26 protein-coding genes and 2 pseudogenes are annotated in these 25041 nt (G+C 64.4%); 16 read left to right on the top strand and 12 right to left on the bottom strand.

Going from position 1 to position 25041, the window contains the following annotated elements; translation table 11 throughout:
• The first annotated feature begins 166 nt into the window (after window positions 1–166).
• On the top strand, window positions 167–808 hold the full coding sequence (locus IVA75_RS08375) for a TetR/AcrR family transcriptional regulator (RefSeq protein WP_247282727.1): 642 nt from the start codon (window positions 167–169) through the stop codon (window positions 806–808).
• 2 nt (window positions 809–810) lie between these two features.
• Here the strand turns inward: IVA75_RS08375 and IVA75_RS08370 are convergent, their stop codons facing one another.
• Window positions 811–1716, bottom strand: a complete 906-nt coding sequence (locus IVA75_RS08370; RefSeq protein ID WP_247282580.1) for a LysR family transcriptional regulator — start codon at window positions 1714–1716, stop codon at window positions 811–813.
• A gap of 93 nt (window positions 1717–1809) precedes the next feature.
• Here IVA75_RS08370 and IVA75_RS08365 point away from each other — a divergent pair, with 93 nt between their 5' ends.
• Window positions 1810–2226: a cupin domain-containing protein gene (locus tag IVA75_RS08365; protein ID WP_051462822.1), complete on the top strand. Its 417-nt coding sequence runs from the start codon at window positions 1810–1812 to the stop codon at window positions 2224–2226.
• Window positions 2227–2292: 66 nt separating this feature from the next.
• Window positions 2293–2693 (top strand): annotated as a pseudogene (locus IVA75_RS08360) (DUF4864 domain-containing protein).
• Here the strand turns inward: IVA75_RS08360 and IVA75_RS08355 are convergent.
• A complete protein-coding gene (locus IVA75_RS08355) occupies window positions 2690–3955 on the bottom strand; it encodes an MFS transporter (protein WP_247282579.1) in 1266 nt (421 codons plus the stop codon). The pseudogene IVA75_RS08360 and the gene IVA75_RS08355 overlap by 4 nt on opposite strands.
• A 152-nt stretch (window positions 3956–4107) precedes the next feature.
• Here IVA75_RS08355 and IVA75_RS08350 point away from each other — a divergent pair, with 152 nt between their 5' ends.
• The 9 genes from IVA75_RS08350 (at window position 4108) to IVA75_RS08310 (ending at window position 12364) form a co-directional block, all read left to right on the top strand.
• Entirely contained in the window at window positions 4108–4554 is a 447-nt protein-coding gene (locus tag IVA75_RS08350) for a hypothetical protein (RefSeq protein ID WP_247282578.1), read from the top strand.
• Window positions 4555–4631: 77 nt separating this feature from the next.
• Window positions 4632–4916 (top strand): hypothetical protein, encoded by a 285-nt coding sequence (locus IVA75_RS08345; protein WP_247282577.1) that lies wholly within the window; start codon window positions 4632–4634, stop codon window positions 4914–4916.
• 9 nt (window positions 4917–4925) lie between these two features.
• Window positions 4926–6347, top strand: a complete 1422-nt coding sequence (locus IVA75_RS08340; RefSeq protein WP_247282576.1) for a TolC family protein — start codon at window positions 4926–4928, stop codon at window positions 6345–6347.
• A 13-nt stretch (window positions 6348–6360) separates the two neighbouring features.
• Window positions 6361–7698 (top strand): copper oxidase, encoded by a 1338-nt coding sequence (locus tag IVA75_RS08335; RefSeq protein ID WP_247282575.1) that lies wholly within the window; start codon window positions 6361–6363, stop codon window positions 7696–7698.
• Window positions 7699–7733: 35 nt separating this feature from the next.
• Window positions 7734–8189 (top strand): cupredoxin family protein, encoded by a 456-nt coding sequence (locus IVA75_RS08330; protein WP_247282574.1) that lies wholly within the window; start codon window positions 7734–7736, stop codon window positions 8187–8189.
• Between the two features lie 16 nt (window positions 8190–8205).
• A complete protein-coding gene (locus tag IVA75_RS08325) occupies window positions 8206–8508 on the top strand; it encodes a copper-binding protein (RefSeq protein WP_247282573.1) in 303 nt (100 codons plus the stop codon).
• 158 nt (window positions 8509–8666) lie between these two features.
• A complete protein-coding gene (locus IVA75_RS08320; protein ID WP_247282572.1) occupies window positions 8667–9419 on the top strand; it encodes a hypothetical protein in 753 nt (250 codons plus the stop codon).
• 308 nt (window positions 9420–9727) lie between these two features.
• Window positions 9728–11869, top strand: coding sequence for a flagellar biosynthesis protein FlhA (gene flhA, locus IVA75_RS08315; RefSeq protein WP_027568198.1), 2142 nt, complete (start codon window positions 9728–9730; stop codon window positions 11867–11869).
• A gap of 294 nt (window positions 11870–12163) precedes the next feature.
• The gene (locus IVA75_RS08310; protein ID WP_007600553.1) at window positions 12164–12364 is read left to right on the top strand and encodes a hypothetical protein; all 201 of its coding nucleotides are present in this window, start codon (window positions 12164–12166) and stop codon (window positions 12362–12364) included.
• Between the two features lie 298 nt (window positions 12365–12662).
• On the opposite strand, the pseudogene IVA75_RS08305 reads toward IVA75_RS08310, so the two are convergent.
• The 6 genes and pseudogenes from IVA75_RS08305 to fliI form a co-directional block, all read right to left on the bottom strand.
• Window positions 12663–13881, bottom strand: a pseudogene (locus IVA75_RS08305) (FAD-dependent oxidoreductase).
• A gap of 141 nt (window positions 13882–14022) precedes the next feature.
• Complete coding sequence (locus IVA75_RS08300; RefSeq protein ID WP_247282571.1) at window positions 14023–14982, bottom strand: AraC family transcriptional regulator; 960 nt, start codon at window positions 14980–14982, stop codon at window positions 14023–14025.
• A gap of 237 nt (window positions 14983–15219) precedes the next feature.
• A complete protein-coding gene (locus tag IVA75_RS08295) occupies window positions 15220–16275 on the bottom strand; it encodes an anti-sigma factor (RefSeq protein ID WP_247282570.1) in 1056 nt (351 codons plus the stop codon).
• 67 nt (window positions 16276–16342) lie between these two features.
• Entirely contained in the window at window positions 16343–16888 is a 546-nt protein-coding gene (locus IVA75_RS08290; protein ID WP_027568201.1) for a sigma-70 family RNA polymerase sigma factor, read from the bottom strand.
• A 179-nt stretch (window positions 16889–17067) separates the two neighbouring features.
• Entirely contained in the window at window positions 17068–17487 is a 420-nt protein-coding gene (gene fliJ / locus IVA75_RS08285; protein WP_007600546.1) for a flagellar export protein FliJ, read from the bottom strand.
• Window positions 17488–17620: 133 nt separating this feature from the next.
• Window positions 17621–18946 carry a flagellar protein export ATPase FliI gene (gene fliI, locus IVA75_RS08280; RefSeq protein WP_247282569.1) on the bottom strand — a complete coding sequence of 442 codons (1326 nt, stop codon included), beginning with the start codon at window positions 18944–18946 and terminating at the stop codon, window positions 17621–17623.
• Between the two features lie 415 nt (window positions 18947–19361).
• Here fliI and IVA75_RS08275 point away from each other — a divergent pair, with 415 nt between their 5' ends.
• From IVA75_RS08275 to IVA75_RS08260, 4 genes are all read left to right on the top strand, one after another.
• A complete protein-coding gene (locus tag IVA75_RS08275) occupies window positions 19362–20063 on the top strand; it encodes a response regulator transcription factor (RefSeq protein WP_007600544.1) in 702 nt (233 codons plus the stop codon).
• A gap of 169 nt (window positions 20064–20232) precedes the next feature.
• Entirely contained in the window at window positions 20233–20637 is a 405-nt protein-coding gene (locus IVA75_RS08270) for a DUF350 domain-containing protein (RefSeq protein ID WP_247282568.1), read from the top strand.
• 1 nt (window position 20638) lies between these two features.
• The gene (locus IVA75_RS08265) at window positions 20639–21061 is read left to right on the top strand and encodes a hypothetical protein (protein ID WP_247282567.1); all 423 of its coding nucleotides are present in this window, start codon (window positions 20639–20641) and stop codon (window positions 21059–21061) included.
• Between the two features lie 3 nt (window positions 21062–21064).
• Window positions 21065–22225, top strand: coding sequence for a glutathionylspermidine synthase family protein (locus tag IVA75_RS08260; RefSeq protein WP_247282566.1), 1161 nt, complete (start codon window positions 21065–21067; stop codon window positions 22223–22225).
• Window positions 22226–22266: 41 nt separating this feature from the next.
• Here the strand turns inward: IVA75_RS08260 and IVA75_RS08255 are convergent, their stop codons facing one another.
• From IVA75_RS08255 to IVA75_RS08240, 4 genes are all read right to left on the bottom strand, one after another.
• Complete coding sequence (locus tag IVA75_RS08255) at window positions 22267–23139, bottom strand: protein-glutamate O-methyltransferase CheR (RefSeq protein ID WP_247282565.1); 873 nt, start codon at window positions 23137–23139, stop codon at window positions 22267–22269.
• Entirely contained in the window at window positions 23136–24332 is a 1197-nt protein-coding gene (locus tag IVA75_RS08250) for a chemotaxis response regulator protein-glutamate methylesterase (protein WP_247282564.1), read from the bottom strand. The genes IVA75_RS08255 and IVA75_RS08250 overlap by 4 nt, the downstream gene beginning before the upstream one ends.
• A gap of 74 nt (window positions 24333–24406) precedes the next feature.
• The gene (locus tag IVA75_RS08245) at window positions 24407–24772 is read right to left on the bottom strand and encodes a response regulator (protein ID WP_007600538.1); all 366 of its coding nucleotides are present in this window, start codon (window positions 24770–24772) and stop codon (window positions 24407–24409) included.
• A 73-nt stretch (window positions 24773–24845) separates the two neighbouring features.
• On the bottom strand, window positions 24846–25041 hold a 196-nt coding region (locus IVA75_RS08240; RefSeq protein ID WP_247282563.1), incomplete at its 5' end, for a chemotaxis protein CheW.

Below are 25041 nucleotides of genomic sequence, written 5' to 3'. Positions count from 1 at the left end.
CATGCGCTCCGAACATCGGCAACGACTTCAGCGAAGATACGGAGGCAGCCTCCGCTTAACAAGGGCCGGCGGGAAATATTTGGAATTCGTCAAAAGCCCGTGCGCATCAACGCGATGCAGCCCCGTAAGGGTTCAATCTAACCAATTCGTGATCTACATTGCGTGGATGGACGACCACACCACCGACCAGACCCGGAAGCCCCGCGCCGATGCCGTGCGCAATCGCGAGCGCGTGCTTGAGGCGGCAAAGGCCGTGTTCAACGCGGGTGGTCCCGAGGCGAGCCTGGAGGCGGTGGCAAAACGTGCCGGCGTCGGCATCGGCACGCTCTATCGGCATTTCCCGACGCGCGAGGATTTGTTCGAGGCGGTGTACCGGCGCGAGGTCGAACAGCTCAGCGAGCTCGCCGAGCAGTTGAAGAACGGGGACCCGGTCGATGCGCTCAGGCGCTGGCTGCACTCAGGCGTCGAGTTCGTTGCCACCAAGAAGGGCATGGTCGCAGCCTTGGCACTGGCGGTGCAGAGCGGGTCGGAGTTGCATGCCTTTTCCTTTGAGCGCCTGACCAAGGCGATCGGCTCGCTGCTCGATCGCGCAGCCGCGGCCGGCGCGATGCGCGCAGACATAAGTCCCGAGGACTTGCTGCGCGCGTTCTTCGGCATGTGCTACATGCACGACCAGCCCGGCTGGCAATCCTCGGTGCTGCGGATGCTCGACGTGTTCGTCGACGGCTTGCGGGTGCAGCCTGTCGTGAAGGCTAAGGTCCGCGCGGCCGCAAAACCCGCGAAGCCGGCTGCAAAACGGAAGCGATAGCGTCACCCTGTCAGGATCGGCCTCAGTGCCTCGCGGTGATGCACGATGAAGTCGAAGAAGGCCGCGATCCGCGGTACACGCCGGAGATCGGGATGCGTCAGGATGCGCCAGCTTCGCGTCAATTCCGGAATCGGGCCAAGCACGCACACGAGATCGGCTTCGGCATCGCCGAGCGCGACGGGAAGCGGACCGATGCCGACGCCGGACTTGATCGCGGAAACGAGGCCAAGCACGCTGTTGACGCGCGCAGCCATCTGAGCATTGGGCGCGACCTCCTTCAGCCATGTGACGGCGCGGTGCTTGGAGAGGGATTCGTCCAGCCCGACCAGCAAATGAGACGTGAGGTCCTCGACACGATCCGGGCTGCTGTGCCGGTGAAGATAGTCGCGGCTGGCGTAAACCGCCCAGATCGACTCGGCGATCTTGCGTCCGACCAGCTCGTCGTCGGTATCGCCCGAGCGAAAAGCGATATCGACCTCGCCCTTCGACAGATCGAGATAGCCATCGCTCATCACGAATTCGACCCGCAGCGAGGGATGCAGCGTGTGAAAGTCGCCGACGAGGCCGGACTGGATGAGCCGGGCGACAATCGGCTCGGGACAGGTGACGCGGATCACACCCTTCATGTCCTGCTCGGCGTCAGCCGTCCGACGCTGGAAGTCGTCAATGGTGGCTTCGACCCGTTCGGCATAGGGCAGCATGATGTGACCGAATTCGGTGAGGCGGTAGCCGCTCGGCTGACGCATCACCAGTGCGCGGCCGACCCGCCGCTCCAGCTCCTCAAGCCGCCGCTGCACGGTCGACTGGCTGAGGCCGAGCGCCTTGCCGGCGGCAATGGTGCTGCCATGCCGCGCGACCGCCAGGAAATATTTGAGGTCGTTCCAGTCGAACATGGAGCGATTATGCACTTCTGCGGCCGCCGGCCGCAATGTTGCGGCTGCCGGGCCCGAACCGCGGCACCTAGGTTGGTGTCTTCAGCGACTTTAGAATGGAGACTTTGGATGCGCCCCCATTTCACTTTCGGCGCCGTAATCGTTCTGGGATGGTCGACCGCAGCCACTGCGCAGGACCATCGGACACAGGACATCGCCAAACCGAATCTGGTGCTTCAACAAGTGGTTGAGGGCTTGCCGAAGGACGAGAAGCAGTCCGTGCGGGTGATGACCGCGTCGTTCAAGCCGGGCGACAAGACGGTCCATCATACCCACCGCTTCCCGGTGACCGTCTACGTGCTGGAAGGCGCCTTCACACTCGAACTCGAGGGCAAGCCGCCGCTGACGGTCAAGGCCGGCGAGGCAATGGTGGAACCGCCGAACGTGGCGATGACCGGCTACAATCGGACGACGGGCGAGACCAGGGTCGTGATCTTCTATGTCAGCGCGGTCGACACGCCTTTCCTCGACCCGCTGTCGCATTAGGCTGTTTGCCCGAACATCCGCGTGGCGATATCCTCGCTGACCGGGATGACCAAGCGAGGTTTTGCCATGCGTGTGCTCCTTGTCCTGATTTTTGCGCTGCTGGCTGGCGCTTCAGCACGCGCCGACGATGTCGCGACGGCACAGGATATCATCCGCGCCCAGGAGCAGGCATTCGGCCGCGACGATGCGCGCGCGGCCTATTCCTACGCCGCGCCGGCGATCCGGGAGATCTTCCCCGCGCCCGACATCTTCATGTCCATGGTGCAAAACGGCTACCCGCCGGTCTATCGGCACAAGAGTTTGAATTTGGCGACAGCAAGAGCGAGGGCAGCCGCATTGCCCAGCACGTCCATATCATCGATGCCAATGGCGAAGCCTGGGAAGCGCTCTACACGCTCGAGCAGCAGGCGGACGGCAGCTACAAGATCACGGGTTGTTCGCTGCTGAAGGCGGGACAGGCAGTCTAGGTCGCAAAACCCGGGCCGGTCCTGACGGCATTCATCCGCGAGCGGATCAGCAGCGTCAAGACGATGCCGATATTGAGTGCGTTCCACGCCACGCCGTTGGTGAACGCCGCTGCGTAGGAGCCTGTGGCGTCGAAGATGACGCCCGAGACCCAGCCGCCGAACGACATGCCGAACACGGACGCGAAGATCACGATGCCGACTCGGGTTGCGGCCTCGCTCGCAGGCATCGCCTCGCGCACGATGATGGCATAGCTCGGCACGATGCCGCCCTGGAACAGGCCGAACATCGCTGAGATCAAATAGAGCGAGGTCAGGCTGTCGAAGAACAGGTAGAATACGAGCGCAAAGCCCTGCGCCAGCGCACCGATCAGAAGCGTCGGGATGCCGCCGATCTTGTCGGCGAGATAGCCCGAGCCGATCCGGCTGACGATGCCGCAGGCCATCATCAGCGACAGCATCTCGGCGCCGCGCGCCACGCCATATCCGAGATCGCCGCAATAGGCGACGATATGCACTTGCGGCATTGCCATGGCGACGCAACAGGAAATGCTGGCGATCGAGAGCAGCACCGTCAGCGTGTTGGTCGAGAGCTTGAGGTCGACCCGCGGCGGCGCTGCATTGGCATGATCGTGGACCTTGTCGTGGCCCATCTGCGCGCGCAGGACCAGCACCAGGATGGTCATCAGGCTGACGCAGACGAGGCCGATGCCGATATGAGTGAAGCGCCAGCCGATCGTCTGCATGCCCGTGCTCACGAGCGGCGGCCACATCGTGCCGGCGACATAATTGCCGCTTGCGACGATGGTCACGGCCAGGCCGCGATAGCGCTCGAACCAGTGCGAGGCCTCCGCCATCAGCGGCGCGAAGGTCGCGGAGGTGCCGAGCCCGATCAGGAAATACGCCGCCACGAACTGCCAGAGCTGGGTGGACAGACCCGCCAGCACATTGGCGACCCCGAGGAAGGCGATGCTGATCGCCATCGCCGCCACGATGCCGAACCGGTCGGTGATCCTGCCGGCGATGACGCCGCCAAGCCCGAAGCCGAACATCATCAGGGTGAAAGCCAGCGACACCGCACCGCGCGTCGCGGAGAATTCGGCCTGCACCGCAGGAATCATGACGACGATCGCCCACATGCCGACGCCGCCGATCGAGCCGATCAGAAGCGCAATGACGAGGCGCATCCAAGCCTGACGCGAATCAGGGGTGAATGCTTCGGGTGTTTGTCCTGATTGATTTGGTGCGTGCACGGGCGGGACCATGGCCCGCGGATCACCACAGGGTCAACCATTGTGGCGCGATATTGGGCATGCACGGTGCACTGCGGTAAGATGGAGCTTGGCGAACGCGCGTTTTGCCATTATTTTGCAAATGAGCGCATGCAACATGGCGGCGCGGAGAGCATGTCGGCGGAATGTTGCTGCGATTGACACGATCGATGCGGATCAAGGTGGGGCGCTTCATTGCCCTCGCCTATCTGTTCTGCGTGCTCGCGCCGGCCGCAAGCCTCGCCTGGGGTAGCGCTCCAGCACCGTGCCTCGACGACGCGCTTGTCGCCGACCGCGTGCCGGTGCATCACCAGATGCAGGCCGGCCACACGCATGACGGCACCTCGCATGACCACGCCGGACCGCATGCGCATCACCAGGCCGCCGCGCAGGACGCGCCCCCCGCTCCTCATCATCACGGCGGCAAGGGTACGGCGGGACCGTGCTGCGCGATGATGTGCGTGAGTGCGCTGCCGGCCGACCTGCCCAGCGTAGCAAAGCCGCTTCAGCCGGTTTCCGCCTGCTCGCCCGAGATCGTGGCCAGCCTGCACAGCGCGGCGCCGCCCCTGCACTACCGCCCTCCCATCGCCTGATCTGACACGCGACGACGTCAGGCCGAGCGCGCATCCGCGCGCGAGCCTGTGGTCTCCAGACAGATCAGGGATGACTCATGCTTACGCTTTCCGGGGCGAAGTCCGCCGCTGCATTCGCGGCGCGGGGACGACACTTTCGATTCGATTGGCCGCTGCTGGCCGCGACTGCATTGGCGTTATCCGGCTGCATGCCGGCAACGATACAAGTCGCCGGCGCTGATCCTGCCGATCCCACGGCCAAGGTCGCGCGCGCCGGCTATCGTTCGACGATTGCGCCCTACACCAGCCTGCGGCCCGCGACGCCGGCACCCTGGCGCGAGCGCAACGAGAGCGTCGCGCCGCAACCCAAACAAGACCGGTAGGAGCGCGCCATGACACACCGTCTCGCGCCAAGCCTGCTCGTTCTAGCCTCGCTCGGCTTGTCGGGCTGTGCGACCTTCTCGCCCGACAGCGGCATGAATGCCGTCTCGGAGCTGACGAGCCAGACCATCAAAAAGGATGTCGCCTTCGTGCGGACGGCCGAGGGAGCCGGCGCGATCGACGCGCGCGTTCGCCAGCTGCTGTCGCGAACACTCAGCGTCGAGACCGCCGTGCAGATCGCACTGCTCAACAACAAGGGGCTTCAAGCCGCCTATAATGAGCTCGCGCTGGCCGAGACCGATCTCGTCGAGCAGAGCCTGCCGCCCAACCCCGTGTTCTCGGTCTCGCGGATCTCGGGCAATGGCGCCAGCGAAATCGAACGTCAAATTGTCGGCGACATCCTCGCGCTCGCCAGCCTGCCGTTCCGCTCGGAGATCGCCCGCGACCGTTTCCGCCAGGCGCAATTGCGAGCTAGCCTCGCGACGTTGCGGCTTGCCGCCGATGTCCGCCGCGTCTATTGGCGCGCCGTTGGCGGCAACGAGATGGTGGCGTTGCTGACGGATGCGAAGGCGACGGCGGAATCGACCGCACAGCTCGCGGTCAAGCTCGGCGAAACCGGCTCGATCAACAAGCTCGATCAGGCCCGTGAACAGGTGTTTTACGCCGAAACCACCGCCGACCTCGCCACCGCGCGACAGACGGCGACGAGCGCGCGCGAAAAGCTGGCGCGCCTGATGGGGCTGTGGGACGGCGGCCTCGACTTCCGGCTGCCCAATCAACTGCCGCCGCTGCCGCGCCGGCCGCAGGCTTTGCCGTCGATTGAAGCCGACGCGGTCGCCCATCGCATCGACCTGCAGATCGCGCGGCTCGAGCTGACGGCGCTGGCGAAGTCGCTGAACCTCACCGAGGCGACGCGCTTCGTGACACTGCTCGATCTCGCCGGCATCTCCCGCCGCACCCGGGATCCGGAAGGCGCGCCGTTCCGCGAGCGCGGCTTCGACGTGCAGTTTCAGATCCCGATCTTCGACGGCGGAGAAGTGCGGGTGCGGCAGGCGGCGGAGACCTACAATTTCGCCTTCAATCGGCTGACCGAGCGCGCCGTGAATGTACGCTCCGAAGCGCGCGATGCTTACCGGATCTATCGCTCCGGCTACGACATCGCCAGCCACTATCAGCGCGAGATCATCCCCTTGCGAAAGATCATTACCGAGGAGATGCAGCTCCGCTTCTCCAGCATGCAGGTCGATATCTTCGCGCTGCTCACCGAGGCGCGGCAGCGGCTCGCGTCCCTGCGCGGTGCGATCGATGCGACGCAAAGATTTTTCCTTGCCCAGTCCGACTTGCAGACCGCCGTCAATGGCGGCGGCGCGCCTGCTGACGGCGACAGTTCAACCACTCTCGCCGCGGCAGCGCCTGCCGATGGCGGTCACTGACATGGAGGCCAGCATGTTTTCCCGCCGAGGATTTTTGGGTAGCGCGGCGCTAGCCGGCGCATCCGTCGTCAGCGGCCGCGCGCAGGCGGCCTCCATTCCGGAAGCCCCGCACATGGACAAGGTGGTGATGCAGCCGCCGCTGCACCCGATCAGTGGGCCGGACTATCGCCCCGTCGTCACGCTGAACGGCTGGTCGCTGCCGTTCCGGATGAACGGCGACTGGAAGGAATTTCATCTCGTCGCCGAGCCCGTGGTGCGCGAATTCGCCGAGGGCATGAAGGTGAATCTGTGGGGCTATAACGGCCAGTCGCCGGGCCCGACGATCGAGGCCGTCGAGGGCGACAAGGTCCGCATCTTCGTGACCAACAGACTGCCCGAATACACCACCGTGCACTGGCACGGCATGATCATTCCCAGCGGCATGGACGGTGTCGGCGGATTGACGCAGCCGCACATCCAGCCCGGGAAAACCTTCGTCTACGAGTTCGAGATGAGGAAGAGCGGGACCTTCATGTACCACCCGCATTCCGACGAGATGGTGCAGATGGCGATGGGTATGATGGGAATGGTCGTCGTGCATCCGCGCGACCCGAACTTTCGCCCGGTCGACCGCGACTTCGTCTTCGTCATGAGCACCTATCGCGTCGATCCCGGCACTTATCTGCCGCGCGTCAACGAGATGACTGACTTCAACATGTGGACCTGGAATGCGCGGGTGTTTCCCGGCATCGATCCGCTGCCGGTCAGGCTCGGCGACAAGGTGCGCGTGCGCATCGGCAATCTCAGCATGACCAACCATCCGATCCATTTGCACGGCCACAGCTTTGCGGTGACCTGCACCGACGGCGGCTGGATTCCGGAGAGCGCGCAATATCCGGAGACGACGACGGACGTACCGGTCGGCGCTGTCAGAGTGTTCGACGTGCTCGCCGACAACCCCGGCGACTGGGCGTTTCACTGCCACAAGTCGCATCACACCATGAATGCGATGGGACACGACATGCGCAACATGATCGGGGTGTCGCGCAAGGATCTCGCCAAGGCCGTCGGCAAGCTCGCGCCTGACGGCATGGCGATGGGCTCGACCGGCATGGCGATGGGCAACATGGAGATGCCCGCGCCCGACAACACGCTGCCGATGATGACCGGCACCGGTCAGTTCGGCCCGATCGAAATGGGCGGCATGTTCACCGTGATGAAAATCCGCGAGGGCCTCGCGCGCGACGATTATCGAGATCCCGGCCCCTACCGATTCCCGAAAGGCACCGTCGCCTACGAAGTCACGCCGCCGGCCCCGGAGCCCGTGCGGCAACAACCAGGCGGACCGCCGATGAAGAACATGAAGATGTGAGCGTTTCGATGAACCACCACCAACTGGAGACACCAATGAAGACGACGATCAAGCTCGGTCTCGCGCTGGCCGCGCTTTCCACCGCGCCGGCCTTTGCCCACGACCATCACGGGCACGGCACCTTTTCGGCCGGCGAGCCCGGCGATCCCAAGAAGCCCGCGCGCACGATCGAGATCCTGCTGAACGAGATGGACTATGCCCCCGCCAGGATCGAGGTCAAACGCGGCGAGCAGATCCGCTTCGTGCTGCGCAACGTCGGCAAGGAGGACCATGAATTCCTGCTCGCCACCACCAAAGAGAATCTCGCGCATGCGGTGGAGATGAAGAAGCATCCGCACATGGAGCACGACGATCCCAACGGGGTCAGGCTCGCGCCGAGCAAGACAGCCGAGATCCTCTGGAAGTTCAGCAAGGCCGGCACGTTCGAATTTTCCTGCCTGATACCCGACCACCGCGACTACGGCATGGTCGGCCACGTCACCGTGAAATAACGCAAGGGAGGTCCCCATGAATCGCATCATCCGCATCGCCGCCGCACTGTCGCTGGCCGTCGGCCTTGCCACAGGTGCCCTGGCAGCCCAGGGCGCCGCCATCAGCGGCGAGGTCAAGAAGATCGACGAGGGCGCCGGCAAGATCACGCTCAAGCACGGGGCCGCGAAGAACCTCGGCATGGATGAACCCATGACCATGGTCTACCGCGTCAAGGACCCGGCCGTGCTCAAGCAGGTGAAGGTCGGCGACAAGGTGACCTTCGAAGCCGAGGAGGCGACTTCGGGATACATGGTGACGAAGATGCAGAAGGCGAAGTAGGCGGTCCTCGTCCTTCAAGGGCGATGCGCTGCATCGCCCTTCGGAATCTCGGGGTTCGCCACCACGACTAGAATGGCGACGCCCCAAGCGATATCTCTCCCTTTTCCACAACTTTAAATAATGCCAAGATGACCCTTATTTGAGTCATGGAGCGCATCATGGAACAGGATCATATCGACAAGGCTATTGTTGAAAACTACAGGAAGCTGCGAACCCGAATGGGCGCGCTGACCGCGGCTTTCCCTGTCGTCGTTATCGTGACCGGGCTTCTTTGGGAAATTCGCCTCCAGCCTTCATTGAGCGATTACTATTTTGCCCAAACCCCTGCTCAAGGCGTGGCGGATCTCTATCCCGTCCGGCTTTGGTTCTGCGGTCTCCTCTTCGCCGTCGGCGTGTTCCTCTACCGCTACACGGGTTTCTCGAAAAATGAAGACCGCTGGCTCAGCCTGACCGGCGCATTCGTCTTGGGCGTTGCGATCTTTCCGATGGGGGTCTCCGGCAAGACGAGTCCATTCACCCTCGCATCTTTCGGCCTTCCCAACGTCACGCTGCACGACATCAGCGCGGTGCTGGCATTCATATGTATCGGCATCATCATATTCTGGTACTCGGACTCGACGCTGTCGAAGCTCAAGAAAGACGGTGCGGCTCGCAAATGGTTCAGGAGAGCCTACTTCCTGATTGGCGCCTACATGTTGCTGGCGATGGCAGGCTCGGTCATCATGCATTTCCTGCATACGGATCGGGAGAACGATTCCTACATCCTGTATGTCGAGTGGTCCGGGCTGTGGGCCTTTGCGATCTACTGGTTCGTGAAGAACTGGGAGCTTCGCTACGTCGCGGAGTCGATCAGGAAGGGGACGACCGCTGCTTCTCCCATGGGCCATGCCGACGTCGTGGACGCGCTCTAGATCTGGCGCGTGATGTCACAGTCCGCCTAGGGCCTGAGACTGGGCAGCTATCGGCAGCCGCTCAGACGGTTTCCGCCTGGAATGAAGTCTTAGGGACCCGACGCCCCCATGCCCCACCCTCTGTTAACCGTTTGCTAACCATACACCCGGCAAGAATTGCCCAGTGGAGTCGAGTGTCGTCAGCCGCGTAGAACGGGGATTGCCCTGTGGACGCCAGTGCGGTGCCTCACTTTCGGAACGGCGGCCCTTCGGCCGCCGCGCAGACATTTGGGGCGCGCGGACGGCAGTCGCGCGGAGGGGCAGCTACCATGGTCGACGTCACCGCTGGACAGGGCGTAGGCGGCACAAACGCCGGTTTCCCCACCCTCGCCGAGATCGGCAACATCCTCAAGCGCGGCGATATCGCGCTGGCGCTCGGCGTCCTCACCATCCTGGTGGTGCTGATCCTTCCCCTGCCTGCGATCGTGCTGGACCTGTTCCTGGCGATTTCGATCACGCTCTCGATCCTGATCCTGATGACGTCGCTGTTCATCCAGGCGCCGCTGGAATTCTCCGCTTTCCCGACCGTCCTGCTGATTTCGACCATGCTGCGGCTGTCGCTGAACATGGCCTCGACCCGGCTGATCCTGTCGCACGGGCACGAGGGCACGGATGCCGCCGGTCACGTCATCGAGGCCTTCGGCAGCTTCGTGATGGGCGGCAATTTCGTCATCGGCATCATCGTTTTCGCCATCCTGATCATCGTCAACTTCGTCGTCATCACCAAGGGTTCGGGCCGCATCGCCGAAGTCGCGGCGCGCTTCCACCTCGACGCCATGCCCGGCAAGCAGATGGCGATCGACGCCGACCTCTCCGCCGGACTGATCGACGAGGCGGTCGCCAAGCAGCGGCGCAAGGATTTGGAGGACGAGAGCGGCTTCTTCGGCGCCATGGACGGTGCCTCCAAATTCGTCCGCGGCGACGCCATCGCCGGCCTCCTGATCGTCTTCATCAACGTCGTCGGCGGCATGATCATCGGCGTGGCGCAGCAGGGCCTGTCCTTTGCCGACGCCGGCCGCAGCTACACGCTGCTGACCGTGGGTGACGGCCTCGTGACCCAGGTGCCGGCGCTGATCGTTTCGACCGCGGCCGGCCTGCTCGTCTCCAAGGCCGGCGTGTCCGGCGCCGCCGACAAGGCGCTGATGAAGCAGTTCTCCGGATATCCGCAGGCGCTGGCGATGTCCGCGGCGGTCATGCTGGTGCTGGCGGCCCTGCCGGGCATCCCGACCCTCCCCTTCCTGGCGCTCGGCTCCGGCGCCGGTGCGCTCGCCTGGCACGCCCGCAACCGCAACCGGGCAACTGCCAGGGCTGAGGAAGTTGCGAAGACCGCACCTGCGCCGGGAACGCCGGGTGCAGCCGGCTCCGCTGCGGCGGAGGAGCCGATCTCCGCGGCGTTGAAGATCGACGACCTCAAGATCGAGCTCGGCTATGCCCTGCTGCCGCTGGTCAACGGTCCCGACGGCACCGATCGCCTCACCGAGCAGATCAAGGCGCTGCGCCGCTCGCTCGCGATCGAGATGGGTTTCGTGATGCCCGCCGTGCGCATCCTCGACAACGTCCAGCTCGAAGCCAACACCTACATCATCAAGATCAAGGAGGTCGACGCCGGCACCGGCAAGATCTGGCCGAGCCAGTTCATGGTCATGGACCCCGGCGGCAGCCAGGTGCAGGTGCCCGGCATCCACACCACCGAGCCGACCTTCGGCCTGCCCGCGACCTGGGTCGATGCCAGCCTCAAGGAGGAGGCCTCGCTCAAGGGCTATACCGTCGTCGACGCCGCGACCGTGCTCTCGACCCACCTCACCGAGCTGCTCAAGGCCAACATGTCGGACCTGCTCTCCTATGGCGAGGTGCAGAAGCTGCTCAAGGAGCTGCCGAAGGAGCAAGGCGAGCTGGTCAAGGACATCGTGCCGGGACAGGTCACCGTCTCCGGCATCCAGCGTGTGCTGCAGCTGCTGCTCGCCGAGCGCATCTCGATCCGCGACCTCTCGACCATCCTCGAAGGCATCGCCGACTCGCTCGCCTTCTCGCGCAATCCGGCCACCATGGTCGAGCACGTCCGCGCCCGCCTGGCACGGCAGATCTGTGCGCAGAACACCTCTTACAGCGGGTATCTGCCGCTGATCGCGCTGTCGGCGCGGTGGGAACAAGCCTTCGCCGAATCCATTATCGGCCAGGGCGAGGAGCGCAGCCTCGCGATGCAGCCCTCGAAGCTCTCGGAGTTCATGACCGGCGTGCGCGAGGCCTTCGAGCGCGCCGCCCGCGAAGGCGAGGCCCCGGTGCTGGTCACCTCTGCGGCAATTCGTCCCTTCGTGCGTTCCCTGGTCGAGCGGTTCCGGGCCCAGACGACAGTGCTGTCGCAGGCTGAAATCCACCCCAGGGCGAGATTGAAAACGGTCGGAAGCATCTGATTTGCCTTAAGAAGCCGTGTGTTTTTTGGCCACATGCAAATGGTTTTTAAGCTTTTGGCGCCTTGCCGATCAACGGTCGGGAAGGCGCCTGACAGACACATTACAGCTTTGAAATAATTGCAAAATTGCACGATCTGGAGTCGCTTTTGATCGCGGCTTCTCACGTCCTGTCACGCTCTTGTGATCGCCTCTTGGGAACGAATCCTCCCAATACTAGGTTGTTGGGCACCGGAAGCATGAACCTGCCCAAACACGCAGGCGACTACTTCGGGTAGATGGCGGCAGGAGCCTTCCATGAACCACTCGATTTACAGCGCAGATCGCTCGACCCACCTCAAGATCGTGGTTGTCGCGCTCGTTGCCGGCATCGCGGTGGCGGGTCTCGGGATCACCGCGCGTACGAGTTCAGATGAGGGCCTGACCCAGACCGCTCGCGTCATGAAGGCCGGCAAGCCGATCGCTATCACCAGTTCGAACGTGTCCCTCGTTCGCTAAGGAGATTTGAGTTTCAGGAATTCACGCGGCTCTTTATCAGCCCCCCAAAGTCGCCACGTGGATATGTAGACGACCCCAACCCCAAGTCGACTACAGAAAGCGCCCGCCCCCCACGGGCGCTTTCTCATGTCTGGGGTATGCCGTCATCGTGAGCGCACGCGCGTCCAGCTCCGTCATTGCGAGGAGCTCTTGCGACGAAGCAATCCAGAACCCCTCCGCAGAGACATTTTGGATTGCTTCGCTACGCTCGCAAGACGAAGGAAAACGTACCGCCGTCACCCCCTAACAAGCACCGATACTACCGCGCGCCGTAAGTCGGCGGCGGCGCCTGCACGGTCGGCGCGGCTGCCGCGAACAGCTCGTCCTTGCGCCCCGAGAGCGGCGGATAGATGCGCCTGCGGTTGATGGTCTGCTTGGTTGCCTTCGCGGCGGCGCCAGTGGCGCGGACTTCGCGGTCCCACCCTTCCTTATAGAGTGCGCCCCAGCCGCCGAGATCGAGCACGGTCACGTACCAGTCGATCCGGAGCGGCAGCATCGGCAGGCCCGCGAGATCGGCGACCACATTGTGGCCGGCGAAGCGGCCCATGGGACGCGCGAACTGGCAGGACATCACGGTCGGATGCAAGCCGTCGACCAGCTCGAGGCGACGTCGCCGGCCGCGAATACGCCGCCGACATCCGCGACCCGCATCATGGGATCGACCAGAAGCCGTCCAAGGCGATCGCGTGCGTCCGGAAAGCTCGCCGCCAGGGGGCTCGCGCGCATCCCGGCACACCAGATCACCGTCCGTGTCGGAATGAACTCGCCCGAGCTCAGGCGCAGGCCGGCGGCCTCGACGGAGACGACGCGGACGCCAAGCCGTGTCTCGACGTCGAGCGAGGCCAACGCCGTATCGATGACGGCACGTGCATGTGCGCCGATCGTGGCGCCCACCACAGGATTGGGATCGACCAGGATGATGCGGCGGCTGCCGGTGATGCCGGCGCGCGCCAGCCTGTCGGGCATCTCGGCCGCGACCTCAATGCCGGTGAAGCCGGCGCCGACCACGACGATCGTCGAGCGCCCCGGCGCGGGCACGCTTCGTCCGAGCGAGGTGAGATGATCATCGAGATGGAGCGCTGCTGCATAAGTGTCGACGTCGAAAGCATGCTCGGCAAGGCCGGGAATGTCGGGACGCATCACTCGCTGCCGAGCGCCAGCACCAGCCGGTCATAAGCCAGCGTCTCGTCGCCGCCACCCGTGACCAGCGAAATCTCGCGCCGTGCCGGATCGATGGCTTCGACCTCGCCGATCTCGTGACTGACGCCGATCGGATCGAGCAGTTGCGGCAGCGGAAGCGCGACCTCGCTGAGATCGGCCTCGTAATTGCGGACGCGGATGTCGTGATACGGATTGCGATCGATGACACGAATCTCGATGTCACCGCCGGACGCGCCGATCTCTTCGCGCTTGCGTGCGGCACCGATGGCCGCCCACAGACCTGCAAACCCGGCGCCGAGCACGACGATACGCGCCATGTCCGTTGACTGCATTTCCCAAGAGAGCGACGAGGAAGCGACGAACGATCGAGCCGTCTGACCGCGCAGACAGATATAACTCATCCGGCCGGGCGGACCAACTGCGGTGGCACCGGCGCGCCGCACAAATTCTCGGCGCGCTCAGGCCTCGCGCAGTTCCGACGGCGTCGCGGCAAAGCGCTTGCGGAAAGCGCGGTTGAAATAGGACAGATCGGAGAAACCCGACGAATGCGCGATGTCGCTGATCTTGCGGGTCCTGGCGCGGGGATCGCCGAGCAGCTTGCGCGCCTGCAGCAGGCGCTGTTCCAGCACGAACTCGGTGAAGGTCGTTCCGGCCTGCTCGAAAAGGCGCTGGGCCTGGCGCGGGCTCAGGCCGGAGCGCGTGGCAATCTCGGACAGGCAGAGATCGTTGCGGCCAAGCGCAGCCATCACGTCGGCGCGCATGAGATCGAGACGGGCCGCCGCATGACCTCGTCCGCGCGCGAGACTTGCATGCTCGGCGTCGGTGCCGAGCAGGAGGCCGACGAGATCGACCATGTGCTGCGCGGTGAGGCGCTGGCCGACGGCGTCGAGATGCGGCGCATGATGGGCGGCAAGGGAGTGGTAGCGCAAGATCGTCTCGGCGACCGCGCCGTCCGAGAGGACTTGCGACAGCTTGTCCTCGGCACGCGGATTGATGTCGAGCAGCGCGCGGCGCGGCATGCGGATGGTGGTGAAGCGATCTTCCTCGGTGTGACCGACGGTGCCGGTGATGCCCATGTCGACGAGCACCATCTGCGCCGGCGCAAGCTCCACCGCATGGCCGTTCTGCCCGACGCGGACGAGACCCGCATGCGCCGCGATCAGGACAAGATCGTCGCTGCCGTCGGCAAGGTGGCTTTGGGTGCGTGAATATTGCGCGGAGGCGCCTTCGGGAATGGCAAGCGCGATATTGTCGACCACGCTGACCTGGAGCCGGCAATCGATGCTGTCGCCCCGGCTCGGCCCGATATCCAGGCCGCAAGCCCCGAAAGTCCGCTCGCGCCAATGTTCGAAGGCCGGGCCGTGTGGCAATCCCGCGTATTGGTGAATGAAGATGCCCGACGTTTTCGCTGCATCCATCTGATTTCTCGCCCCTCTCCGGCACCATGATTGGGGGCGCCGACTGCAAATTCCGGGCATTTGACGCCGCGAAACGCGGAGAGGTTCAAATCGGGGGCGGATTTGGCGGGATTTGTCGGAAGACGACAGTGGGACGGACCGTGGCGACAGGTTTACGCACTTGTAGGCCGCATGGAGCAAAGCGGAATACAGGGCAGTGGTCCCGGATTGCGCTGCGCTCCATCCGAGCTACGACGATTACTTCTTGGCAGGCGCCTGCGGCTGCGACGGCGGCACGGTCTCGATCAGCTTGCCGGAAAACACCGGCGCCGAGGTCGGCTGGCCGTTCGGCGAACCGCCCGCCTGCTCGACGGTGACGGCGTAGGTCGCACCGTTGACGACGTCGGCATCGTACGAACCAAGCACCGGCCGTGCGGTGAAATCGCCGGCGCCGATCACGCCGAGCGAGCGCGGACGCGGCAGCTTGTCGGAGATCAGCCAGAGCTCGAAGCTCTTGCCGGGCTCCGGTGTCGCGCCGACCTTGCGCACCGTAAAGTTCTTGGTCGCACCGTCGATGGTGAGGATGAAGGCGGGACCTCCGCCCTGGCCCTGCAACAGCGCGACATATTGCGACGATACCGGGAGCGGCGCCGGTGTCTTCACCTCGACCGTCTGGATGCGCGCTGGCGGTCGCAAGCCGCCCGGCAGCGCGTCGGGCAAGAAGATCTGAAGCGACAGCGTCACGAGCAGCGCGGCCGCGAGCGCGCCGACGGCGGATGCGATGGTGCGCCAGCGCTTCACGCGGCCCTCGAGCCGGATCACGTTGCTGTTGTCGGCAACCGGCGGCGGTGGCGCACGCACGACATCCGGGTTCGGCGCGTGGACCTGCGGCATGAAGATCGGCACGACGTCGGGTATCGCATCGGACTCAAGTCGCGCCGGGTCAGGCTGCTCCACTTCGGGAGGCGGCGGCGGTTGCTGCATAGTCTCCGACGGCACCTGCGGAGGCATGGTGTCGGGCGAGGAAAACTCCGGCACGGGCGGCGGCGGTGCTGCGTCCGGCAGCGCTGGCGGATCCTGCGCAAAGCCCGTCCGCGCGAGCTCGGACCTGATGTTCTCCCACACGATCGGACGCGGCTCGATCGAGCCGACCATCTGGTTGAGGACGCCGAGGCGGAATGCCCACGCCTGCACCAGATCAGCGAACGCCTTGTCCACCGCCATCATGGTCTCGACCTGCGCGCGCTCGCCGGCGTCGAGCGTGCCGAGCGCATATTCCGCGGCGAGCGCGATATGGTCCTCCGTATAGGCCATCACTTGCGGTCCAGACCCACCCTCACCGTATGAGCTCTCATAGCCCAAGCCTTCATAGTCCAAGCCCTCATAGCCCGAGACATTCGCGAATATCCAACATGCTGCGCCGAAGCCACGTCTTCACCGTGTTGACGGGCGCCGCGAATTTCTCCGCCAGTTGCTCGCGGCTCCAGCCGTTGTAATAGGCGAGAAGCACGAGCCTCTGACGGTCCGGCTCGAGCCGTCCGATACATTCGAGCAGCCGTCTCAATTCCTCAGTCATCTCCCGCCGCGCCAGCGGATCGGGGCTGTCGCTTGCGACTTCCATCGCCTGCGGCTCTTCCTCGATGGAGACTTCCGTCTTCTTGCGCACGATGTCGATGGCGCGGTTGCGCGCGATCGACGCCATCCAAGTGATCGGCGACGCGAGAGCGGGATTGAACTGGCCGGCGCTGTTCCAGATCTTGACGTAGGTCTCCTGAATGACCTCCTCTGCGAGATCCTGTCGGCGCAAGATACGGAGCACGACGCCATAGAGTTTCGCGCGCGTGGCGACGTAGAGGCGCTCGAACGCGGCCTGATCGCCCTGCGCCACCGCCCCAATCAGCCCGACCAGCTCTGCTGGCGTCAGCATTCAGCCCCCAAATGCGCAGCCCGTCGCGTTCCGCGCAGGCCCTGGCACTCCGCCACCATAGCGCGCGACAAAGCCGACCACCAAGGGGGCGCGGCGGCACACTGTGGACAGCACATGCAAAAACCCGGACCCATGGGGTCCGGGTTCTGCAAATTCTCGCAGGTCTGGCGGCTAGCGTCTCAGGCGACGGCGCCCATGCGGGCACGCATCAGGCCGATGCTGTCGAGATCGGCCTGCTCGCGGGCGTTTTCCTCGGCGCGTTCGCGGGCTTGATCGCGCTCGTCGAGGAGCTCGACCTTCTTCAGCTCCTCGAAGGCTTCGGCCAGTGCAGCCTTGGCTTCGTCGAGCTGGCCCTTCAGCTCGTCGGCCGAGCGGGTCAGGTTCTCGCGACGCTGGATGGCAGCCTTGGCATAGGTCGGATAGGCGAAGTGCGAGGGATCGTTGATCCCGGCGCGCTCCTGCTCGGTTGAGATCTCGCGTTCAAGATCGGTCGACATCCGCTGGAAGTCGGCGATCATGGTCTCGATCTGGCTGACCCGGCGGCGCTTCTCGTCGACCTGAAACTTCTTCAGGCGGATGAGGGTATCACGTGACTTCATCGACTCGTACTCCCCAGAAGTCCCTTGGCTGCAAGAAACACACACATTGGGACAACACCGGTCTCCCCACAGGCCCGACGGGGGCCAAGACCGGCTCTGCTACTCTGTGGGATGGGATGATGACGGGACAAAGTTAGCGTTCCGTTTCCAAATTGCCGAGGATTTGCGCCAACTGGCGGTAGCCGTCCGCCAGCGATGCATTTTCGTCCTTGCGTTGGCGCAGGAAGGCTTCCAGCGGCTCATGCAGGCGGATCGCCTCGTCGACCTCGGGGCTGGAGCCGGCGCGGTAGGCGCCCAGACGGATCAATTCCTCCATGTCGGCATAGGTCGCCATCACCGTCCGCGCCTTCTGGATGATCGGCCAGAACTGCGGGTCGGCCGATTTCGGCATGGTGCGGGAGACGGATTTGAGGATGTTGATGGCGGGGTAGCGGCCGCGCTCGGCGATCGAGCGCTGCATCACGATGTGGCCGTCAAGGATGCCGCGGACGGCATCCGCGATCGGCTCGTTATGGTCGTCGCCATCGACCAGCACCGTGAAGATCGCGGTGATGGCGCCCTCGCCCAAGCCCGGGCCGGCGCGCTCCAGAAGCTTCGGCAGCTCGGTGAACACGGTCGGCGTGTAACCCTTGGCGGTCGGCGGCTCGCCTGCGGACAGGCCGATCTCGCGCTGGGCCATGGCAAAGCGCGTCACCGAATCCATCAGGCAGAGGACGTCCTGCTCCTCATCGCGAAAATATTCGGCGACCGCGAGCGTCAGATAGGCGGCCTGGCGGCGCATCAGCGCCGGCTCGTCGGAGGTCGCGACCACGACCACGGAACGCGCGAGGCCCTCCTCGCCGAGGTCGTCCTGCAAGAATTCCTGCACCTCGCGGCCGCGTTCGCCGATCAGCCCGATGACGCTGACGGCGGCATCGACGTTGCGCGCAAGCATCGACAGCAGCACCGACTTGCCGACGCCGGAGCCTGCGAAGATGCCCATGCGCTGGCCGCGGCAGCAGGTCAGGAAGGTGTTCATCGCGCGCACGCCGAGATCGAGCGGCGCGCCGACGCGCTTGCGCGAGTGCGCCGGCGGCGGCGAATTGCGGTACGGCATCGGCGCCGGGCCCTGCGGCAGCGGCCCCTTGCCGTCGATCGGCTCACCCAGCGCATTGACGACGCGGCCAAGCCAGGCCGCGCAAGGCCGCACCTGATTTGCGGCATTGGCGATGACGGCCTTGCAGCCGCGCCGCACGCCGTCGAGGCCGGCGAACGGCATCACGACGGCGTTGTTGCCGGAGAAGCCGATCACCTCGCAGGGGATGGAACGGTTGCCGCCGGTCTCGATCACGAGCCGCGCGCCGACCGACATCGCGTGGATCGGTCCGGCCACCTCGACCATCAGGCCGCGCACGCCGACGACACGGCCATAAATATTGATGCCGTCAATATCGCCGATCTGTTCGGCAAGAGCCTTCATTAGAGGGCCTTCATGAGGTGATCGCCTTCATAATCCGGGGCTTCGTGGCGAAAACCTTAAGTTTCGCCATATTTCTGAACGGCGCTTAACTTCGTGTTTACCCGCATCGTTAATCATTGCGTCACTGTCTTTGTGACTGAGCGTGGCTCCCCTTCAGAAGAAGGCTGAGTCGCGGGAGTCGGTTAGGCCCGTCTCTTAAAGTGGAACTTGAACGCAACCGGATAACGAAAGCTGCTTCGCACACAAGACCTTAGGGCGATTCGACGAAAATTGCATCTACAGGGCTTGCGTTCCAGAATCAGAATTTGTTAACCATCTGTTGTCAGGATCCGAATCAGTTGTTCAAAGGCGTTTTGTTGTGTGCCGCGAATGCGGCCGACCTGACGCCCAGGAGCGGCGACTATGGGGAACTGGCATGCGCGTTTTGCTGATTGAAGATGACAGCGCCGTCGCGCAGTCGATCGAGCTGATGTTGAAGTCTGAGAGCTTCAACGTCTACACGACCGATTTGGGGGAAGAAGGCGTCGATCTCGGTAAATTATACGATTACGACATTATCCTTCTCGACCTCAACCTGCCCGACATGTCCGGCTACGACGTGCTCAAGCAGCTCCGGGTCTCCAAGATCAAGACACCCATTCTGATCCTCTCCGGCCTCGCCGGCATCGAGGACAAGGTCAAGGGTCTCGGCGTCGGCGCCGACGACTACATGACCAAGCCCTTCCACAAGGACGAGCTGGTTGCCCGCATCCACGCGATCGTGCGCCGCTCCAAGGGTCATGCCCAGTCGGTCATCCAGACCGGTGACCTCGTCGTCAACCTCGACACCAAGACGGTCGAAGTCGGCGGCCAGCGCGTGCATCTGACCGGCAAGGAATACCAGATGCTGGAGCTGCTCTCGCTCCGCAAGGGCACGACCCTCACCAAGGAAATGTTCCTTAACCACCTCTATGGCGGCATGGACGAGCCCGAGCTGAAGATCATCGACGTCTTCATCTGCAAGCTCCGCAAGAAGCTCGCGAATGCCTCGGAAGGCCGCAACTTCATCGAGACCGTTTGGGGCCGCGGCTACGTGCTGCGCGAGCCGCACGAGGTCGAAGAGCGCATTCCCGCCTGATCCTGGGTTTACCCGCGAGCCCTTCGGGGCTTCCTCCTCCCAGCCTGGACCCCGCCGCGAATGGCGGGGTTTTGTTTTTTGGGGACACGAACGCGGCCTCATCGTCCTGCCGCCGTTGAACCGCTATCCTTCCCCCGCCGACGAATGGTCGCTGCACGATGGGGGAACGATGATCCTGCAATCACTCGCCGGCCTGCCCGCCTTCCTGGTCTATTTCTGCACCGGGCTGATCGCGATCGTGACGTATCTGTTCGTCTACACCCGCATCACTCCGTATAACGAATTCCAGCTGATCCGGGACAACGAGCCGGCCGCGGCGATCGCACTCGGCCTCAGCCTGCTCGGCTTCGTGGCGCCGCTGGTCAGCGCCATCGCGCATTCGGCCAATGTGCTGGATTGCCTGATCTGGGCGCTCATCGCGCTGATCGTGCAGATCATCGTGCTCTTTCTGGTGAGGGTGCCGGTGCCGAATCTGCCGGCGCGGATCGCGGCCGGCGAGCTTGCACCCGCGATCTGGCTCGGCCTGTCCTCGCTCGCCGCGGGCCTGCTCAACGCCGCCTGCATGATCTACTGACATGGCCGACAAGCCCTCCAAAAAGGAGTTCGGCAAGCGCCGGCCGGCGGCCGGACCGCCGCCTGCACAACAGCCGGTGAAGCGCTCCCGCCATGTCGCGCTGCTGGTGATGGGCACGATTGCGGTCGGCACCACCGCCTACACGCTGATGCCGCGGCACAATTGCGAGCCCTCCGCTACCGGTGCGATAGTCCCCGGCGCCACGGTCCCCGGAGCCGCGCAGGTGCAGGCGAGCACCGCCTGCAGCAGCAGAAGCAGCTCGTCGGGCGGCGGCGGCAGCTCGCGCTGGTCGTCGCGATCGAGTTTCTTCAGCAGCGACTCCTCGAGCCATTCCTCGTCCGGAACCTCGTCCGATTCAGGCTCCGGCGGCGTGAGCCGCGGCGGCTTCGGCTCGTTTGGCCATGGCTTCTCTGGCGGCGGCTGACCCATGCAACGCATCGTCTGCCCCGAGCGCGACGACTGGCGACAGACCGCCGAACAATGCGGCTTCGCCTTCCACACCATCGACGGCGAGCGCTATTGGGACGAGCGCGCCTACTACGCCTTCACGCTCGACGAGATCGAGCGCGGCATCGAGACGCCGACCGGCGAGATCGACGCGATGTGCCTGGAGCTCGCCGGCCGGGTCATCGGCGACGAGCGCCATCTGCAGCGCTTGAAGATACCGGACGCGTTCTGGAGCCTGATTGCCGAGAGCTGGGCACGAGACGACCGCAGCCTCTATGGCCGGCTCGATCTGAAATTCGACGGCAAGGGACCGGCAAAGCTGCTCGAATACAACGCCGACACGCCGACCTCGATTTTCGAAGCCGCGGTGTTTCAATGGACCTGGCTCGAACAAGCGATTGAACGGCGCATCATTCCGTCGCGCGCCGACCAGTTCAACTCCATCCACGAACGGCTGATCGAAGCCTGGAAGCAGATTGCAGCTAGCCGCCATGTCCATCTCACCGGCACCACGGGCAATGAGGAGGACGCCGGCACGCTCGCTTATCTCGAAGACACAGCGCGCCAGGCCGGACTGGCGACCACGCTGCTCGACATCGAGGCGATCGGCTGGCGCATTGATGCCGGCGGCTTCGTCGATCTCGACGACCGCGACATCGCGCTCGCCTTCAAGCTCTATCCCTGGGAATGGATGTTCCACGACGCCTTCGGCGCAAAGCTCAAGGCCGCACCGACACGCTGGATCGAACCGCCGTGGAAGGCGGTGCTCTCCAACAAGGGCATCCTGCCGCTGCTCTGGGAGATGTTTCCGAACCATCCCAATCTGCTGCCGGCGTTCTTCGAGGACGATCCGCGGGCAGCCGAGCTCGGCAGCTCCTATGTGCGCAAGCCGCTGCTGTCGCGCGAAGGCGCCAATGTCACGCTGGTAGCAGGCGGAATGCCGCTCGACGAGCAGGCAGGTCCCTACGGCACCGAAGGATTCGTGCGGCAGGCGCTCGCGCCGCTGCCGAACTTCTCAGACTTCTATCCAGTGGTGGGAAGCTGGCTGGTCGATCACGAACCCTGCGGCCTGTCGATCCGCGAGGACGAGAGCCCGATCACCGGCAACGGCTCGCGGTTTCTGCCCCATGCGATTCTGTGAGGTGCGCTCTTCTTCCCTTCTCCCCTGGGGAAGAACGCATCTCACCGCGCCGCGGCGACCTTCAACGACGGCGGCATCAATCCGCCCATCGGGCGGCCGGAGCGCGTCGGGTTGAGCTGATAGAGACCACGACGCTCGGCGATCGGGCGGAACGCGTCGGTGATGCCGACGACGGATTCGGCGGCGCCCAACAGCAGCGTACCGTCGGCTTCCAAAACCTTCGCCATGCGCTCGAAGATCACGGCCTTGGTGTCCTGGTCGAAATAGATCAGCACATTGCGGCAGAAGATCACGTCGAACGTGCCGAGATGGGAGAAGTCCTGCAACAGATTGAGCTGGCGGAACTGCACCATCGCGCGGATGTCGGCATTGAGCTGCCAGACCTCCCCCGCTTGCGTGAAGTATTTCATCAGATGCTGGATCGGCAGGCCGCGCTGCACCTCGAACTGGCTGTAGACGCCGGCCTTGGATTTCTCCAGCACCTCCTGCGACAGATCGGTGGCGACGATCTCGATGCGCCAGCCGGCGAAGGCTGCGCCCATCTCCTTCACGCACATCGCGATCGAATAGGGCTCTTGTCCCGTCGACGAGGCCGCCGACCAGATGCGCAGCGACTTGCGCGCCGCGCGCGCCCGAAGCAGCCCCGGCAGGATCGTTTCGCGCAAATGATCGAACGGGATCTTGTCCCGGTAGAAGAAGGTCTCGTTGGTGGTCATCGCCTCGATCACGTCGCTCGCAAGCCGCCCGTCGCCGTTCCTGATCTTCAGCACGAGATCGGGGATTCCGGCGAGGCTCGCCTTGCGGGCCAGCGGCAGAAGCCGGCTCTCGACCAGATACTGCTTGTCCGGCGAGAGATCGAGGCCGGAGCGCTCTTTCAGGAATTTGCGCAGATAGTCGTAGTCAACCGGCGTCACGAGCGGTCTCCCGCGAACAGGCGATTGACCCGGCTGCCGATCTGGTTGAGCGGCAGGATCGCCGCGCAGATGCCGGCATTGGCCGCCGCGCCCGGCATGCCCCAGACCACGCTGGAAGCTTCGTCCTGCGCGATCACGCTACCGCCGGCGGCGACGATGTCCTTGCCGCCGCGCATGCCGTCCGAGCCCATGCCCGTCAGGATCACGGAGAGGATGGCGCCGTGCCAGATATCGATGGCGGAGGTGAACAGCGGATCGACCGCGGGCTTGCAGAAATTGACTGCGGGACCGTCGTCGAGCGCGATCGCCACGTCGGCGCCGCTACGCACGACGCGCATGTGCTTGCCGCCCGGCGCAAGATAGATGCGACCCGGCTTCACCGGCTCGCCGTCGACGGCTTCGGCTGCCGGCTTGCGGCTCGTGCGTGCCAGATGCTCCGCGAGAATGGTGGTGAAGGTGGGCGGCATGTGCTGCGTGATCAGCACCGGGACGCGGTCGATCACGGGGCCGAGCTCGGCGACGAGCGCCATCAGCGCCTGAGGACCGCCGGTCGATGAGCCGATCAGCAGCACCTTCGGTGCCTGGGTCGAGAACGGACGCGTGGATAGCACCGAGGACGACGACGGCGCATGCACGGCCGGAGCCGGCGCGGCAGGCCGCGCGACAAGCGGCCCACGTGCAGCCGGGGCCGGGCTTGCGGGCGCGAGCGGCGGGCTCGCAACCGCGGGCTTGCGGCGCAGCCGTGCGCCGAGGTGGCGGATTTTCTGGATCAGGTCGTGATGGAAGATGTCCGCAGCCGACGCCTCGCGCGTCGATTCCGGCTTCGGGATATAGTCGGCCGCGCCGAGCGACAGCGCCTTGAAACTGATCTCCGCGTTACGGCGGGTCAGCGTCGAAGCCATGATGATGACGAGATCGCGCTTCTTCGCCAGCAGTTGCGGCAGCGCGGAGATACCGTCGAGCTCGGGCATTTCGATATCGAGCACGGCAACGTCGGGGTTGATGCGTTCGATCTGGTTGACCGCCTCGAGCCCGGTACGCAGCGACGCCGCGACCTCCATGTCATGCTCGGCACCGATCCAGCGCGAGATCAGACCACGGATGACGACGGAGTCATCGACGACCATCACCCGCAACGGTCCGGCTTCCCGCGACGAGCCCGGGGTCGAATTACCTGCGAACGCAACACTCATTACTCACCAACTCAGACTGAAACGGTCAGTTGAAAACAAACGCCGAAGGAGCCGTTCAGCCTCCAGGCGGTCGCTCAGATAAGGCCGACTTCCTGGAATTTCGCCGTCACGATGTCCTTGTCGAAAGGCTTCATGATGTACTCGTTGGCGCCCGCGTGCAGCGCGCGCGCGATATGCGCGACGTCGTTCTCGGTGGTGCAGAACACGACCTTGGGCTGGTCGCCACCAGGCATGCGCCGGAGATGGCCGAGGAACTCGTAGCCGTCCATCACCGGCATGTTCCAGTCGAGCAGCACCGCATCGGGCAAGCCGCGCTTGCAGGCCTCCAGCGCCTTCTCACCATCCTCGGCTTCGAGGATCTGGAAGTCGAGGCCTTCCAGGATTCGGCGCGCAACCTTGCGGATGACGCTGGAATCATCAACGACGAGACAAGTTCGCATGTGAACCTCTGCTTCTCCCCCTTTTTGCGGGGGCACTTCCAATTGCAGATACGTCGGCGGATGTGCCGGCGTATCAGGCCGCCATCATCTCGGGCGCGAGCTCGAGGACACGATCGACGTCGAGGACGACCATGAGCTGGCCGTCGAGACGGTGGACACCGCCGGCGAGCTTGGCCATGCGGGGGTCGAGATTGACGGGGTTTTCTTCCATGCCGTCCTCGGCGAGCCGCAGCACTTCGCCGATCTGGTCGATCAACAGGCCATAGGAT

Origin of the sequence: Bradyrhizobium sp. 134 (assembly GCF_023074155.1) — a bacterium.
Classification (GTDB): domain Bacteria; phylum Pseudomonadota; class Alphaproteobacteria; order Rhizobiales; family Xanthobacteraceae; genus Bradyrhizobium.
Note: the sequence above shows the minus strand (reverse complement) of the source record. Positions and strands in the feature narration are given on the sequence as shown.